The organism is Dyadobacter jiangsuensis (genome assembly GCF_003014695.1).
GTDB lineage: Bacteria > Bacteroidota > Bacteroidia > Cytophagales > Spirosomataceae > Dyadobacter > Dyadobacter jiangsuensis.
Genome location: NZ_PYAS01000008.1, coordinates 319,041 through 333,554, shown reverse-complemented (window position 1 = coordinate 333,554; position 14,514 = coordinate 319,041). Strand labels below are relative to the sequence as shown.

General features: G+C 45.6%; 14 protein-coding genes. 7 read left to right on the top strand and 7 right to left on the bottom strand.

The annotated features are described in order from the left end of the window. Positions 1-3 precede the first annotated feature (3 nt). Entirely contained in the window at positions 4-1,185 is a 1,182-nt protein-coding gene (locus CLV60_RS18330) for a hypothetical protein (RefSeq protein WP_106596818.1), read from the top strand. Here CLV60_RS18330 and CLV60_RS18325 read toward each other — a convergent pair. The 3 genes from CLV60_RS18325 to CLV60_RS18315 are packed head-to-tail and all read right to left on the bottom strand — an operon-like array spanning position 1,175 to position 4,965. Then, entirely contained in the window at positions 1,175-1,993 is an 819-nt protein-coding gene (locus CLV60_RS18325; RefSeq protein WP_106596817.1) for a hypothetical protein, read from the bottom strand. The two genes, CLV60_RS18330 and CLV60_RS18325, sit on opposite strands and share 11 nt — an antisense overlap. A gap of 40 nt (positions 1,994-2,033) precedes the next feature. Beyond that, the gene (locus tag CLV60_RS18320; RefSeq protein WP_106596816.1) at positions 2,034-3,293 is read right to left on the bottom strand and encodes a hypothetical protein; all 1,260 of its coding nucleotides are present in this window, start codon (positions 3,291-3,293) and stop codon (positions 2,034-2,036) included. Positions 3,294-3,321: 28 nt separating this feature from the next. Continuing rightward, a complete protein-coding gene (locus CLV60_RS18315; protein WP_106596815.1) occupies positions 3,322-4,965 on the bottom strand; it encodes a serine/threonine-protein kinase in 1,644 nt (547 codons plus the stop codon). A gap of 273 nt (positions 4,966-5,238) precedes the next feature. Between CLV60_RS18315 and CLV60_RS18310 the strand changes: the two genes are divergently transcribed. The 4 genes from CLV60_RS18310 to CLV60_RS18295 all read left to right on the top strand — a co-directional run bounded on the left by CLV60_RS18310 (position 5,239) and on the right by CLV60_RS18295 (position 8,968). Next, the gene (locus tag CLV60_RS18310) at positions 5,239-5,931 is read left to right on the top strand and encodes an FHA domain-containing protein (protein ID WP_106596814.1); all 693 of its coding nucleotides are present in this window, start codon (positions 5,239-5,241) and stop codon (positions 5,929-5,931) included. A gap of 55 nt (positions 5,932-5,986) precedes the next feature. Further along, positions 5,987-6,844, top strand: coding sequence for a hypothetical protein (locus tag CLV60_RS18305; protein ID WP_106596813.1), 858 nt, complete (start codon positions 5,987-5,989; stop codon positions 6,842-6,844). A gap of 12 nt (positions 6,845-6,856) precedes the next feature. Continuing rightward, a complete protein-coding gene (locus tag CLV60_RS18300) occupies positions 6,857-7,546 on the top strand; it encodes an FHA domain-containing protein (RefSeq protein ID WP_106596812.1) in 690 nt (229 codons plus the stop codon). 735 nt (positions 7,547-8,281) lie between these two features. Further along, positions 8,282-8,968 carry a hypothetical protein gene (locus tag CLV60_RS18295; RefSeq protein WP_106596811.1) on the top strand — a complete coding sequence of 229 codons (687 nt, stop codon included), beginning with the start codon at positions 8,282-8,284 and terminating at the stop codon, positions 8,966-8,968. Positions 8,969-9,320: 352 nt separating this feature from the next. Here the strand turns inward: CLV60_RS18295 and CLV60_RS18290 are convergent, their stop codons facing one another. From CLV60_RS18290 to CLV60_RS18275, 4 genes are all read right to left on the bottom strand, one after another. After that, entirely contained in the window at positions 9,321-10,307 is a 987-nt protein-coding gene (locus CLV60_RS18290) for a type II toxin-antitoxin system HipA family toxin (protein ID WP_106596810.1), read from the bottom strand. After that, complete coding sequence (locus CLV60_RS18285) at positions 10,304-10,636, bottom strand: HipA N-terminal domain-containing protein (RefSeq protein WP_106596809.1); 333 nt, start codon at positions 10,634-10,636, stop codon at positions 10,304-10,306. The genes CLV60_RS18290 and CLV60_RS18285 overlap by 4 nt, the downstream gene beginning before the upstream one ends. 2 nt (positions 10,637-10,638) lie before the next feature. Then, positions 10,639-10,842: a helix-turn-helix transcriptional regulator gene (locus CLV60_RS18280; RefSeq protein WP_090373383.1), complete on the bottom strand. Its 204-nt coding sequence runs from the start codon at positions 10,840-10,842 to the stop codon at positions 10,639-10,641. Between the two features lie 410 nt (positions 10,843-11,252). Beyond that, the gene (locus tag CLV60_RS18275) at positions 11,253-11,810 is read right to left on the bottom strand and encodes an antirestriction protein ArdA (protein WP_106596808.1); all 558 of its coding nucleotides are present in this window, start codon (positions 11,808-11,810) and stop codon (positions 11,253-11,255) included. 795 nt (positions 11,811-12,605) lie between these two features. Here CLV60_RS18275 and CLV60_RS34485 point away from each other — a divergent pair. Together CLV60_RS34485 and CLV60_RS18260 are read left to right on the top strand one after the other, a co-directional pair. Further along, positions 12,606-13,397: an RNA polymerase sigma factor gene (locus tag CLV60_RS34485; protein ID WP_146151570.1), complete on the top strand. Its 792-nt coding sequence runs from the start codon at positions 12,606-12,608 to the stop codon at positions 13,395-13,397. Positions 13,398-13,400: 3 nt separating this feature from the next. Continuing rightward, positions 13,401-14,492 (top strand): hypothetical protein, encoded by a 1,092-nt coding sequence (locus CLV60_RS18260; protein ID WP_106596806.1) that lies wholly within the window; start codon positions 13,401-13,403, stop codon positions 14,490-14,492. Positions 14,493-14,514 lie beyond the last annotated feature (22 nt).

Genomic DNA, 14,514 nt, shown 5'->3' with positions numbered 1-14,514 from the left:
AAAATGGCTTCAGAGTCACAAATAGTTTCAGAGCCGGACAAGTTGGCCACGAAACTTAAGGCTGGAAAAGAGGAAATAGAATGTCTCGGTAAGAATCATGTGGCAGGTGATCCTGTGTTGGATTTAAGGTTGGAGGTAATTCTGGCCGAGCTCAGCAGTCACGGACTAGATCCCCTGCGGGATGTATTGGTCCATACCTGGAGCCTATTCGAGCGGGATTACCGGGGCGATCTGGATCTGAACTCGAACAGGGTAGTAGTCGGCGATGCGCGGGCATTGGATTTGGAAAAGAAACGGGCAAAAGTTGGTGACTCGTCAACCATTGAGAGCCGCCATGGAAAGCCGGAGTGGGACTACTACGATCTGATGCAACAAAACTTGTTTTTGAACCTTGTCGTACATCGTGATGGGCTCTATGACTATTTGCCGGAAGGATTGTTTCATCAGCCCGTAAACAGTACGCGCGACCGCGACCACGCTGATTTGGTGAATGAGATTGCGGTTCAGTTTGAGCGGGAACATGCTGCCCGTCGATTTTTTCAGCCCATCGAGCAAGAATTTTACCTCCAACGTCTGCTGCTCGAGTTTGAAGAGCGGAAGTACCTGATCACTGAGGAAAATCTGCGCCGCAATGACAGTGGGGAAATATTCCGGGCGTTCTGGCAGTTGCCTGAGAAACTTTTAAGCATCCGCCAGCTAAATAATTTGCTCCACCTTCTGCCCATAACACACCGGATTGTCGGCGATATTAAAATGGTCACAGAAACTTTCGAGTTGATACTCGGAGTCCCTGTCGAACTTTCTGTCCTACCACCTATCAGTTTTCCGATTATTGAACAGTCGGTAAAGGAAACTCCCGAGGACAATTGGATCGGCCCGGAACCGTCCGATCTAGGCCGGCTGTCTTTGGGAACCTTTTCATTGGGTGGAATATATCAGGATACCATGCCAGCCTTGGAAGTTCGCGTCGGACCCCTTACCACCAACCAGTTTGCTGGTTTCTTGCCAGGTGCGCGTGAAAGGCGAATTCTTGACTTGTTGCAGGGATACTTCATTCCGGCAGAAACGACTGTTATCACTCATTTGCTGCCGGACGAAGGGAATATTTTTAAGTTAGACGGATCGGAGTCGGCCAGTGTGTTAGGGTTTAATGCCTATATGGTAGCGTGGCCGATTAAAGCCTAGCCATGAGTTGATCGATTTGTTTTAACTTCTCACGCGCTTCTCTTTTTAACGGATATCCTACCGGCTCAGAAGTGATTTTCTGAAAATTCCTTCTGGCACTGCTATACAAGTCTCTCCGTTTCTGCATCTGGTTGCATGTCGACAAGATATCCGCCTGGGCTTTTTGAGAACAAGCATCACGAAATAGAAACAGAAGGTCCCATTCTGGTTCTTTGCTCTGAGCGCCTCCGCCACCTCCCCCGCCCGCGGATTTTTGAGCGCTCGCGATCAGTTGATCCTTGACGTTGATTGTATTTTGCAAGCCGTTGTTAGCCGTTTTCAATTGCTCAACTTCCATTTTAAGCCTGTGTATTTCGGAAACCTCGCTCTTGATTCCACGCTGGTGTTTCTCTAATACAATGCGCGCCCCACGTTCTATGTAAAGTCGACGAAGGTAAATCGAGACGGCATTGCGTATATCTTTTTTGTAGCCTTTGAAGTTTTTCGATTCTAACTGGTCAATCGCACCATTGAATTGCTTATTCTCCCGCTCCGCATCAGCTACCCATTTTTCCCAGAGTGCCAAAGATCCCTGGCCATTAACCTGGTTGCTGTCTCGTTGCTCCATGACTCCAATATAACTCTGTAATCTTACCAATTCATCTGTTAGTTCTTGCTGACTCTGGGCAGTATCGCCCGTGCCCGTGCCGCCCTTGGAGTTTTTTCCAAGCATGTAGGCCAGGTACAATGGTATGGCAGTAATCAGAACATATACAGCAACAAAGGTGACGATAGAAGAACTGCGCTCGGCGGCGTTTAGGGCTTTCATAAGTTGTAAATAGTTTTGATTGAGGTGATAGGTTTAGCTTCTACGGCTGAGTTCTACGGCTGACATTGTATTCAACATAGTCGTTTTCCCGCGGAATATTGGGCTTGTCGGTAACAACGGATCTTCTCCGGATTATCCAGTCTTCCTTATCCTGTCCAATGTAGTCCAGTTTTACAAGCTCTTCCACAATCTTGAAAATGCCGTTCCAACAAATGGAAATGGTATTCAGTTGGGGCCGGATGTCTGAATGGTTATACTTGTAATTAACCACTTGCGCCAGTTGATCCCTCATTGTGTCGGGTGTAATACCGGCCCAATTGTAAAAATAGTCGAGCACCTTTTCTGCGCCCATTTGCGTTGTGCCGTAGCTTGCTTCGGGGTGGTTCAGGCATGTTAACGTAGTCCGTAAACGTCGTGTAGCCAATGTGATGGCTTCGATAAGGTGGATGGGGGGGGCCTGCCGTCCTGTGAAACTAAGATGGTTGAGTGGAGTATCCAGATGCCCGGCTAGGTCCTCTGCCCATTGACGTATCAATTCCGCAAGTGGTCTCACATTGCTGCTAACTTCGGGCGCGTCTCGTTTTTGACAAACTCTTTCAACGATTTTAAATGCATGCCCTTGTATTTCCGTGAGTAACTTCGCCATTGAATTTGCCCATTCAGCCAGGCTGACATGGCTGCTCACCGAGGCACAAGCGGGGATATAGCTCTTATCTTCGGACAATGTATTTGCGCTGAAAGTCAGTTTACCTATAATGAGACTGCCCGATTCAAACTCCGCAGACGGATAAGCAATGTCATTATCCGAGGTTGTCTGATTGGCTTGCGAGTGAGCTGGCACTATACGGAGACCATACGTTGGTAGTGTGTAGGGAGGCCTGTCAAAATGTTCATCGGGATCAGGCTGCCCAAGCGGCTGACGTTTGAAAAGATTGACCGACAGTACTACCAAAAAATCGAGTTCACGATCTTTGGGAAGGTTAAATTTATCGCGCAAGCTGGCCAGGTTGGTTGTCACGGAAAGCTGCTCATTGATAATTTCAATGCGGCATCCTGATCCGGTAATGGCCCGGCAATTAAAAAGCTGAACCCTTACCATCTGATTTTGCTCGGGGATGATGAGCAGGTTGAAGTCCGGCGCATTTGAGGATAACAACCCGTAATTATGGGGGGTCAGGCCCACTGCAATCGAATCCCTGAGATGGTCCGTCAGATAAGATTCGAGGTCACTGAAATGTTTCCGGGCAATTTTCATCCCGTCTACCCAGTTTACGGGGAAATGTTCAAGTATAGGAAGCATATTGAAGAGGAGATTTGATGGATGACAATTATTTGCAAAATCTTTTTTTCTTAAAATCCGCACGTACTAATTCAGCTATCCGGTTCTGCGGGTCGCGTGCCGCCTGGTCCAGATATTTTAGAATCCGGCAGGGATCGTCCTGCTTCACAAACGCATTGTCGTTCAGATAGAGCTCCGCAAGCGTAACCTGGGCAAAGGAATCACCACCTTGAGCCGCTTTCCGGTAATTGTCGACGGCTTCTCCCGACTTGCCCTGCGCTTCGGTCACCTGTTTGAAATCAACGCCATCTTCTAAAAGTCCCAGGTAGTAATAAGCTTTGGGATTTTTCAGCTCCGAACCCTTTTTTAACCATGCTGCTGCTTCTTTCAGATCAGGTTCGATATTGTCGCGGTCCGATCCTCCGAAGTAATATATAATGCCGAGATCGGTGACGGCTTCCGAATTGGTAAGAAATGCCGGGGAAGACCGATATTGATTTAGTAATGCAAAGGAAGAGTCGTATTGCTCATTTTTATAAAACATAATTGCCTTTGAGACACCCTGATTGGCCTTGTCAGCGGAACTGGGTAGAGTCATTGATAGTTTTTCCGGAGCCGCTTCCTTTATTTTTGCATCAAAAAAAGTGGCATAGATAGTTCCGCCGGTGATCAAAATAGCCAAGACGACCCCAATAGCCAATTTTACATTGAAAGTGGACGGAGTTTTCTCTTTTTCGGTAAGCAGAACTGCCTGTCCGGGTTTACTTACTTCCGTAATTTTTCCGGGATTAGTTCCCGGCTTGTGAGGCGCGAATTTTTCTTCTGGCGTGTGTTCGGAGTTTTTTGCAATATTCCCGATCTGTGTTGCTTCTTCAAAATCGTAATGTGATTTTTTTGCTAATAAATTCTGCGAGAATGCTGCACAGGAATGATAGCGTTCCACGGGATTTTTTTGAGTTGCCTTTGCAATTACATCATTAGTAGTTTGAGATACATGTGTAAGGTTAGGCAATGGTTGCTGAATGATCGCCGACTGAATATTGAAAGAAGATAATTGTTGATCATCGTATGGTTTTGCTCCCGCAAGTAATGTATAAAGCGTTACGCCGAGGGAATAAATATCGGTCCGATAGTCCACACTTCTCGGCGTTAGAATTTGCTCCGGGCTCATGTACAATGGCGAACCCATCAGGGAAGTCGTTTGAGTTAGTCCCAGGTCATCGCCCATGATTTTTGCAATGCCAAAATCCATGACTTTGATCTGGCCTTTGGAAGTACGAAATAAGTTGGCCGGCTTGATGTCCCGATGGAAATAGCCCTTTTCATGTACATAGTTAAAAGCTTGTAAAACAGGTTCGAACCATTGCAATATTTCCTCTTCCCGGATTCGCCCTTTTCGGGAAATCTGATGCAGATCTTGCCCTTCAAGGTACTCCATAATAATGGCCAGTGTTGTGCCGCATTCATAATAATCTTCCACACGCCTGATCGCCGGATGGTCGAGCCTGACCATAATTTGCGCTTCGGCGCGGAACCGTTCGGCGATGGAGGCCTCATGCGCTACAAGCTCAGGTTTGAGTAGTTTTATTGCGAAGGGACGTCCAACGGAGTTCTCCGCATACCATACAGTAGCCATGCCTCCTTTGCCTAACTCATGAAGCAGATTATAATTGAGTATTTTATTAACCGACATATAGAGGGGGATCGAGACCACTAAAAAAGCAATATATTGTGAATTTTCCTTGTGTTATTTTATTTTAGTAAGCACGTATTTCAAATACTTAAAATATATTTATCTTGCGTAAATAGAACACTATTAGAAACACCTCCTTTGTCCCGTGCTTTTGCCATCCTAATATGGCCTGTTGAATTATCCCAGGTGCAATAAGGTATAGCGTCAGTTTGATGTTTTCAGGGTAGTTGCAGGTTAAAAGAAGGCTGGATAAAGCATATCTCAGTTAAAAGAATGGAAGCCTTCCTTACTCAGACAATAAATATCGGGCGTGGTAGTGGTAACGATGTGGTTATTCAAAATCCCGACATAAGCCGGAAACACGCGAAAATCACTTTTATTACAGAACACGTAATGCTTCTCGAAGATACCGACTCTTCTTTTGGTACGACTGTAAATGGTCAGCGCGTAGAGAGAAAGATTATCGGATTCGAGGATATCATTGTTTTAGCGAATCAGGAACAACTTAATTTGAAGGATCTCTTTTCCCGGTTTGTTAAGTCGGAAAAAGCTGAGGTGAAAGAAGAGCCGGTGAAATCCCGTTCAGAAGACCCGCTTGATTTCCGTGCGGATTTTAAAAAGCTCGAAAAAATGCATGAAATGTACGTAAAGGTGACTGAGGCAATGATGGTCAACACACCTCGCCATCAGGCATGGCTTAGAGCGACTTTCAGCATGACGCCGCTACTGGGCATGGCTTTCGGGCCTTTCGGTATGGCTTTTGGCGTGCTTGGTTCGGTGGTCGGCCAAATACTTTCAGCGGAACTGATCAATCCTTCGGAAAAGAAATTAACACTCGAAAAAGAATTTAAACGCACCTATATATGCCCCAATCCCGCATGCAAACGGTTTTTGGGCTTTACTCCTTTTGCTGATCTGGTTTACCAGAAGAAATGTTCACGCTGTAAGGCGCAATGGATGGACTGATCGAATCTGAATTGTCGTATTGGATAAATTTTAAACCACTTAATCCCTTCTTAACATGGCTAATACATATACAGAGGAAAGTAAGCCGGGATCTGCACAGCCGGAATCTGGCAAAGGAGGAACGAAGGCTGCGGCTGTCGCGTTAGGCGGAACAGCGGGGCTAGCCGGAGCTGCTTTTTTGGCCAGTCAATATCTGAATGATGAATCCGATGTGGATAAGACGGCCGTAACCGATGTGCCGAAGGTTGAAGAGCCAAAGCCAGCACCCGACAACAGCAAAGCAGATACCGACGTATCCGTCGATCCGGTAAAGAATGAAACAACGGGTCCAAAATTGGGTGATAACCATCCGGCGGGACCAGGAGGTGGGCATGATGATTCCGGTAATGGAGGCGGAGGGCAGGAGGGGCCTTCTTTCGACGAGGCATTTGCAGAAGCGAGGGCCGACCATGGCGGAGGAGGAGGGCATTTCACATGGAGGGGCGACGTTTACAACACTTATACGGTAGAAGAGTGGGCCGACATGAGCCCAGGTGAGAAAAGGGATTTTCTGGCCGGTGTTTTACACGGCACACCATCAGGCCTCTCTCATGATGATGATCTTATTTCGATAGATAGTCCCGAGGATGACGAAGTGGCGGAGCCTGTTGCAGAAATAGGGGAAGGAAGCTCGCCGGATGCAGGGGTAATAGAAATTGACGGTAGCCAGGCAGAGGTTGAAGTTCTAGATGAGGAAACGCGCTCTGACGCAGAGGAGGTATATGTTACCAGTGTTGCTGAAAGCGAGGACGTGTTATTAGTTGAAGCTGACGATAATGCAGACATAGCCTTGGAGGACACTACCGACGGTCCTAACGCTGAGGGCCACGATTTTCTTGATTTGAATCATTCGGACGGCAATGATTGGGCGTAATTCCTTTTTATTATGACTTTGAAACGACCGGTCATCATAGTTTGCGGCAACCCTGGTTGTGGCAAACGATTGCAAATTAACCAGCCAGAAAAATTTACCCGCGGTGTTGTATGCCCCAATTGCAAGTTTAGAAATTCACTACCGGAGCTTGAAAGTGCGCCTAAGAAGGCGGTTATAGATGATGATTTACCTACCGCCGCATTTTCGGCTGAGGACGTTCCCACAGGAATAAGTTCAAGACCGAAGGCTCCTTCGGTTCCATCCGTACCTGGCTGGCTTATCATCAAGGATGAGCGGACGGCTACCAAAACATTTGCGCTACATCAGGGCATAAATACCATCGGGCGGAAATCGTACCAACATGTCTCGGATCATATGATTGATTCCAATGATCATTTGATGAGCAGACCCCATTGCACGATTGAAGTGAGGCTCAACCGATTGGGTGTGTTGGATTTTATTTTACGCGATGGCGTGGCACTTCCGCAGAACGCACAAAAGAGCAGTCTCAATGGGACCTACCTGAACGCGAACGAAAAGCGTCTAGGTGATCAGGACAGAATTTACCTGCGGGATCGTGACATGATACAGATTGGGATGACAAAGCTGGTGTTGATAACCGGCTATCTCGCAGGTTCCGCTGAACAAGCATGGCAGGAAGTTTCCACAATGGAATTCGGAAAAACAGTTGATAAGTTTTAACCTGCAGCTGGAAAAGACCTACTTTCGTAAGTTTCGGAATAGTAAAGTGAACAAGCTTTTGGATTTCATGGATCAAGCGTATTCTCAATATTGTGACCGAAATAGGAGTTCTGGCATCGGTAGAGGCACTCGGCGATTTCAAAAATAACTTCCTAGATAGCATTGAATTGAACAATACAGCAAGGAAGCTCGTCACTTCGTATTGACTAATAGCAAATCGCTCATCACTTTCTAGGACGGTAGATCTTTCACCGATGCTTTCAAAATGCGGGTATGACTTGATAAGTGCATTTGTAGGGTACCATAGTAAAGAAATCCTTTTTTAGGATTTCGAATTATTTGTAATGCCTGCCATACTTACACGTAGGGGACCGGGCTAAGGAAGATTTTTTGTTTTCTTCGTCTTGGTGACACCTCGGGTCATGGAACGGCGCACCAACTATTCCATTTCTACTATTATTGCAGCGAGGGATTTGAACGATTGACTTAATGGATTGAAAATCAGCGAGGCATCTATCCTTTAAAGATTCCTTCCATGATGCTCGGAAAACGCAAAAGTTTGGCAGATAAGTTTTATGTAACTTATTGATTAGTAGCGGAATGACTAGATTAAGTATTGGCTTGTTTTTCAGGGATTGGATAGATGACGCTGCGCTTTCCCAGCGAGGAGATGTTATCGATATAGGTTAAGGCAACGTTAATATCTAACTTTCTCGAAAAAAGCCGTTCAATCCCATGCAACCCACCTCTCTCTTCGACCAATTCTCTGCCCTATACACCAGTGAGAAGCTAGGCGATCATGACCGTCCGATAATCAAGGACGGTATTATCCACGCACCCACGTTCGAAAAGCAATCCAAGAGAATACTCTTCATCGCCAAGGAACATAACCTGGGTACCGATGGCGGTAGTCCGGACTTCGCGGCCGACTACGGAGTATGGTGGCAGAATTACGTGTACAAGCGTTTCGCTCACCGCCTCAGCGAGTGGGCCTACGGGATTTTGAATGACTTCCCAGAGGATTTTCACAGCATATCCAAAGAGGAACGGCTAGAAGCCCTCCGCTCAATTGCGCTCATCAACGTGAAGAAATCTAGTGGCACAGCGGCAGCCAACGCAGCAATAATCGCCGCGTATATCGCCAAAAGCAAGGCACTACTCCAACAGCAAATCATGGAAATCAGGCCGACTTTAATTGTTTGCTGCTTTCGGTATGACAATTACCCGAACGACCTCTTTGGTGAGACCGACAAAATCCTTGGTCAAAAAATTGAGATGAAAAAACATTCGTCAAATCTTTACAGCAGAGGTCTTTGGAATGGCTTGCCAGTCATTAATTTCTTCCACCCTTCCGCTAGAAAGAGTAAACAGTTTCTGTATACCGAGTTGGCAAACGCTTTATCATACGCTACTGACTATTAGGAAGTAACAAGCATTACCCTCCTAACCAGGATTTCTTAATCCTACGATCCTTATCCATAGCTTTGAGAACGCCGGCATAATTTACAGGAAGTGAAAAGTAGGCTATAGTGCCGCCGAGGAGTAACCCGAAGGTGACTGCGGAAGGCGTCCGTTGTCGTTGTAATCGCAGACGATCTTTTTGGCGCCATGAGTGACAAGCGTTTCCTGAATCTCACCCTTCCATGATGCACGGAGAACTCGAAATTCTGCTAGATATATGTAGCATAATATATTGATTGTTAGCCATTTGAATATGTTGAATATTTGCTTGTTACATTGAGATTGGGTCGCGAATGTTGACATAAGTGGCTATTCAAACCTTGGCAAGCCTCTTCAGCCTAGTCTGATATGCCTGGAGATAATTTCTTTTAGAACGATCATTCAAGAATGAGACCTTGACCAAGCTTTCGACCTTTTTCGAATTAGAAAGCATCGTGTTGAAGATAGAGGTAATCGATTTCGTATTCAAGCCTGCTTGCTCTCCAAGTGTATGGAATCGTCTGGCAATATTCCCCTTTGATAGTTGAGGGGGCAAGAGCCCATCTTCCAGCGCGAAGTCGGAATCATTTACATGAAGTCGGCTGTTAAGAAGATCATACGCAGGACTGAGCCTGAAATCACCCATGCCGGTTTCAATTATCGAAAAGTTCTTAAAATGGGCGTCGCCATTTGAAAATAGATAGTTAAACATGATTAGTTGAAATAGTTTGGGTGATTCTAATCCATAGATTGGAAGATATCTCTTCATTACGTTGAAGAGGTCCAGATAGTTACCCAGATACTTGTAATGTTCCCCGTGGGTCTGAGGACTTCTGTTGGCCAAAGCCGCGAAATCCTCTACCGCCTTCTTTTTATTTCCGTCATGTACATCAAAGCGCTTGGTCAGATATGCGGGTTTACCGTTTTCAAAGAAAATAAGTGCATTGTCTGCCGTTTCAATGCCATAAACCTGGCAGGCTATTTGCATCGTCAAATGTTCATTGGCTGGCATTTGATCTGGATTACTACCGATGGTGGGTATCGGTTTAAGGATGTGCGTTCCCTGCTCGCCCTCTCCAACCAATCTCAGCTTACTCTTGACCTGAATTATGGAAAATTTTTCTTGGACGCCGGAAATTGACACTCGCCTTTGGCTCTGCAAGAACGCTATGTTAGCTAGGCCCCCGGAAGCTGGCGAGTCATACGGTAATACATGTGATACTTTCGCCCCATTGAACATTCTTTTCAGGCATTGTCTGCTGTAAGTATCATAGCCTTCGGCTAATGTACCCGGACAGTATTTGATAATAGGTATACTCATGCCGAGTCATTTGTCCGTTTGACTGTGACAGCTCCAATTGCGTCGTACTGCGCAACGTTCAGTAAAAGCCCAAAATAGTCGTCCTCGTCAATTTTTAGGGACCTGCAGATAACATGCTTGTTAACGCCCTCCGGCAACATATTAGCAAAGAAGGGAAAAAGAGTTTTGGCGTTATACACCTTGACTGATTTCGGCAAAGTGAGGCTAACAGGAGGTTTCTGGCTGTTTGCTATCCAGGCATCTTCGTAGGTGAAACTAAACGAACCATCGTTATGCTGGATTAGCTTGCCAGCAACTTCGCCTTTGTACATAATTTCCGCCTCCCTCATAGCTATTGATCCATCGATTTGATTTGTAGAACGAGCTGCATTCCGAGTACATCGGCAACTTTCTCTAATGTGATGATGGTAGGATTTCCCTTTCCGCTTTCTAGCTGTTTCAATGTTCTCAATCCAACACCTGACATATCGGCAAGCGTTTCCTGGGTTATATCAAGAAGTTTTCTTCGTTCCTTCAGTATGCTACCAAGATGCATTGCCCTTCCCGTTTGTAAAACCTATTATCCAAATATACGTTAAAAAGTGCATTAAAGTGCTCTTTTCGATGTTGAAAATTGTTACTGACTGATAAAAGATGGCAAAAGTGCACTATGTTGCACTTTTGAAAAAATATTTGCGAGCTTTTCTGAACGGGTTTTACCAGAGGTGGGAAAATTGAAATAGAAGAATATTCGCATTCTATAACTGACGCTACTTTTCGAAGAAATCGTCAAGCAATACATTTCAAGTTGATCGATCTGTGTTCACAAAATTTCCGAATGAAGCAGGCCAGAGTCTGTTTGCAATTCGCGAACAGAAAACTCAACTATAAGACATCTTGCATAAAATGATCTAGTGATTGCGTGCGACAACTTGACATCATCAGTTATCGCACTCAATCTCTTAATCAATAATCTGTAAAAACATGACCTTCATATTCACTGTACCCTTCTAAAAACAAGTCTCTGGCGAAGGCTTCGTAGTCAAAATATTTCTCGAGCGCGGATGGCACACCGGACAGCAGTCCTGTTTCTTCGACGTATTGATAGGCGTATTCAAGCTTTGGATCTTTCATTGATCCGCCAAAGAATCCGCGGTAGCTTTCCCGGAATCCATCAAGTTGGTCATCTAATTCGTACCCGTTGGATGGCCAATAGTTAATCTGTTTGCAGTAAATCTCGAATGCTTCGGCAGTCTCATCGTCCATTTCGCCGATGGCCTCGAAATATGTAAATGCCTCTTTATGTAGGCTGCATTCTGATATCAAAAAATCCGGGATGTTCTCCCAGTCCTGGAACATTAGCTCCGGGTCCAGTTCATTTCGATGAAATTCGTGGCAGTCTCGCAAGAATTCTTTTAGATCTGAGTAGTCTGTCAGGTCAAACCATTTACCGAATAGCGATCCATTGTTGTACTGGCTGTAGGTTCCCACATAGATTTTAGGAGTACTTTCAAGATTTCTCATGATTGAAAGGCATTTAAGTAGCTAAGGCCCGGCTTTGTGCTCAGGGCAATCGCTGCCTTCCACTCAATGAAAAAATGACGGGGCTCGTCCCCTTGGTTGCAAGCCCATCCGGCGGTTTAAGGTGCGGCTGGCCGATTCGGGATCAGCTAAAAAGCCGGATGACAAAGTGCAGGCTTGCAACCGTCTTTTTTTACTTTGTAACTTTCGTTTGCACTGAACACGATCTAGCTGATGTCCTTCGAGTGGCCAGCGACTTAGCCCCGTCTCCAGCTTTGACCATATGTAAGCTATATGTTTGTAGCAGTCCCAATATGGATTTGTAGGAGCAACTGAAAGTGCCAAGTCGATTTGCAATTTATGACCCGAACACAATCCGATTATTGTAACGTCTTTTCAGGTAAGAAGTCCCTGGGAGAGAGATTGAAATACTGGGCCAACTTATCAATGTGTTTGAGATTGTATTTAGCCCGATGATTGGTGCTTTCCGCGTTACTGATGAATGCTTTTGTAGTTCCAAGAATACTGGCAATATCCTCTTGAAGCAAATTATTAGTCACACGTAGTTCCCTGACGTAGTCGATTACGTACTGTTCTATTCTGCCAATGTTGTCTTGGTCCTTCATGCTTGGGACGAAGTACGGGAAGCGTAAAAATTTCCAGTACACACATGTGTGTCTTTTGGTAACTTTCGATATATTTGTTTTAACAATCGTTCGCATAACGTGTGCAGATGAATGATTGTCGGCACTCATAGAGCTGCTATTTTCTTTTGTTGCCCCAGTTATCGTAAATGCTATGGCCCTTCATGAACTCTCCAAGACGTCCGCACGCAACGAGCAATACCTGCTGCTTTTTCGCAGCGGTAACGAGCGAGCACTTGATTATTTTTACAAGCGGACTTATAACAGCCTACTTTACCTTGGTAGAGGGTTGGTTAATGACGAGTTTCTGGTGAGCTGCATCCTGCACGAGTGTTACCTAAAAGTCTGGGCACATCGAGATAAGATTGAAAGCCTCTCTCACGCATACCGGTTTATTCGTCTCAACCTTCGTTGGCAGGTGTTAAAGCAAGTGCAAAAACCGGCATACCAGATATACCGGAAAATGACAGAAATAGACCACTTGGAACCTTTCCTGGGTGAAAAGCCAGATCTGGATAGCTACTTCGCGGACGGCACCGAAGGAAAGAGATTGGAAGAAATCTCGAAAGCGATCTCATTTCTGCCCAAACAGCGTCAGTTGATAGCCAGCCTTCATTTTAAGGATGGACACAGCGCGCGCGAGGTAGCCAAAAGAATTGGAGCGAATACGCTACATGTGACCAGCGAAATCCAAAAAGCCATCGAGGAGCTTAAAAAAATGGTAGCGCCCCGCGCGACTGTGCCGATAAGGCAAGCAAAGCAGCCGTACCCTTACGATCAGATTCTGAGTAGCGAGCAGGCTGCGGTCTTCGAGCTCAGGCAAGATCAGAAGAAGTCTTTTGCTGACATCGCCTCTATTCTCGGCTACCCGCAAACCCAGGTACAGCAACACTATATCAAAGCATATCAGCTTGTCAAAAATCATTGGAAGCAAAATGGGCGTTAGGTTATGGAAAAGCTTTTCACTACCCGGAAGATCCGGCTTTTGATCGATTCGGACGACATCGATCAGAAGAACAAGATTATCGATACCCTCTACCAATGGCGCTACATCTGCTTCAAAGCCGCCAACCAGATCTATACGCATCATTACGTCCAGCAGCAACTCAGGGAGATGCTTTATTTGACCGAAGGTGTAAGGGCCAGGCTTTCTGATATCAAGAAGGACGAGCATGGGATACTGTCGACATCGAGAATGAACACGAGCTATCAGGTGCTTGCCCAAAACTATAAGGGCAGTATCCCGATGCACGTCATGAGCGCCTTGAATGGAAATTTGGTTGCCAGTTTTAACAAGATGAGCAAAGCGTTAGCTAGCGGCGAAAGCGCAATGCCCAATTTCCGAAAGGAAATCCCGATCCCGTTTAAAGGAACCGATGTCAAGAAGCTAAGGAGCAGCAAGGAAGGGGCAGTGTTTCACTTTTCGTTATTCGATTTTCCGTTCAGGACATACCTGGGAAAAACAGGCCATGACAAGCGGGAAATGCTTCAAAGGTTACTGGCTAGTCAGGTCAAGCTTTGCACCAGCTCGCTGGTGCTTGACAAAGGAAAGATTTTTATGCTCGCTGTTTTTCAGACAGAACGGCGCGAGCAGCAGCTTGATCAGGATATCATTGCAGAGGCGAGTTTGTCGCTGGATTACCCGATCATCGTTTCGGTAGGCAACAAACGTTATACAATCGGAAGCAAGGACGAGTATCTCTATAAAAGACTCGCTATCCAGGCTGCCATCCGGCGGAAAAGAAAAGCAATGGCATTCATGAACCAAAACAGCCGAAAGCATCTTAGAAAAACGAGTATCGATAATTTGATACAATCAGAGAAGCGGTATGTCTCACACAAGCAGCACGTATACAGTAAGAGGTTAATTGATATATGCCTTAAAAATAAAGCAGCCACTTTGCTGCTCGTAGACCAGACCGAGAAGGAGCAGCAAGCGAAAGAAGATCCGTTCCTTTTCCGGAATTGGGGTTATTACGGCCTCAAACAAAAGATAGAGCGCAAAGCCGAGAGGGTTGGGATTGCTTTGCTGGTAGAATGAATTTTCACAGAGGCTGCTTGTA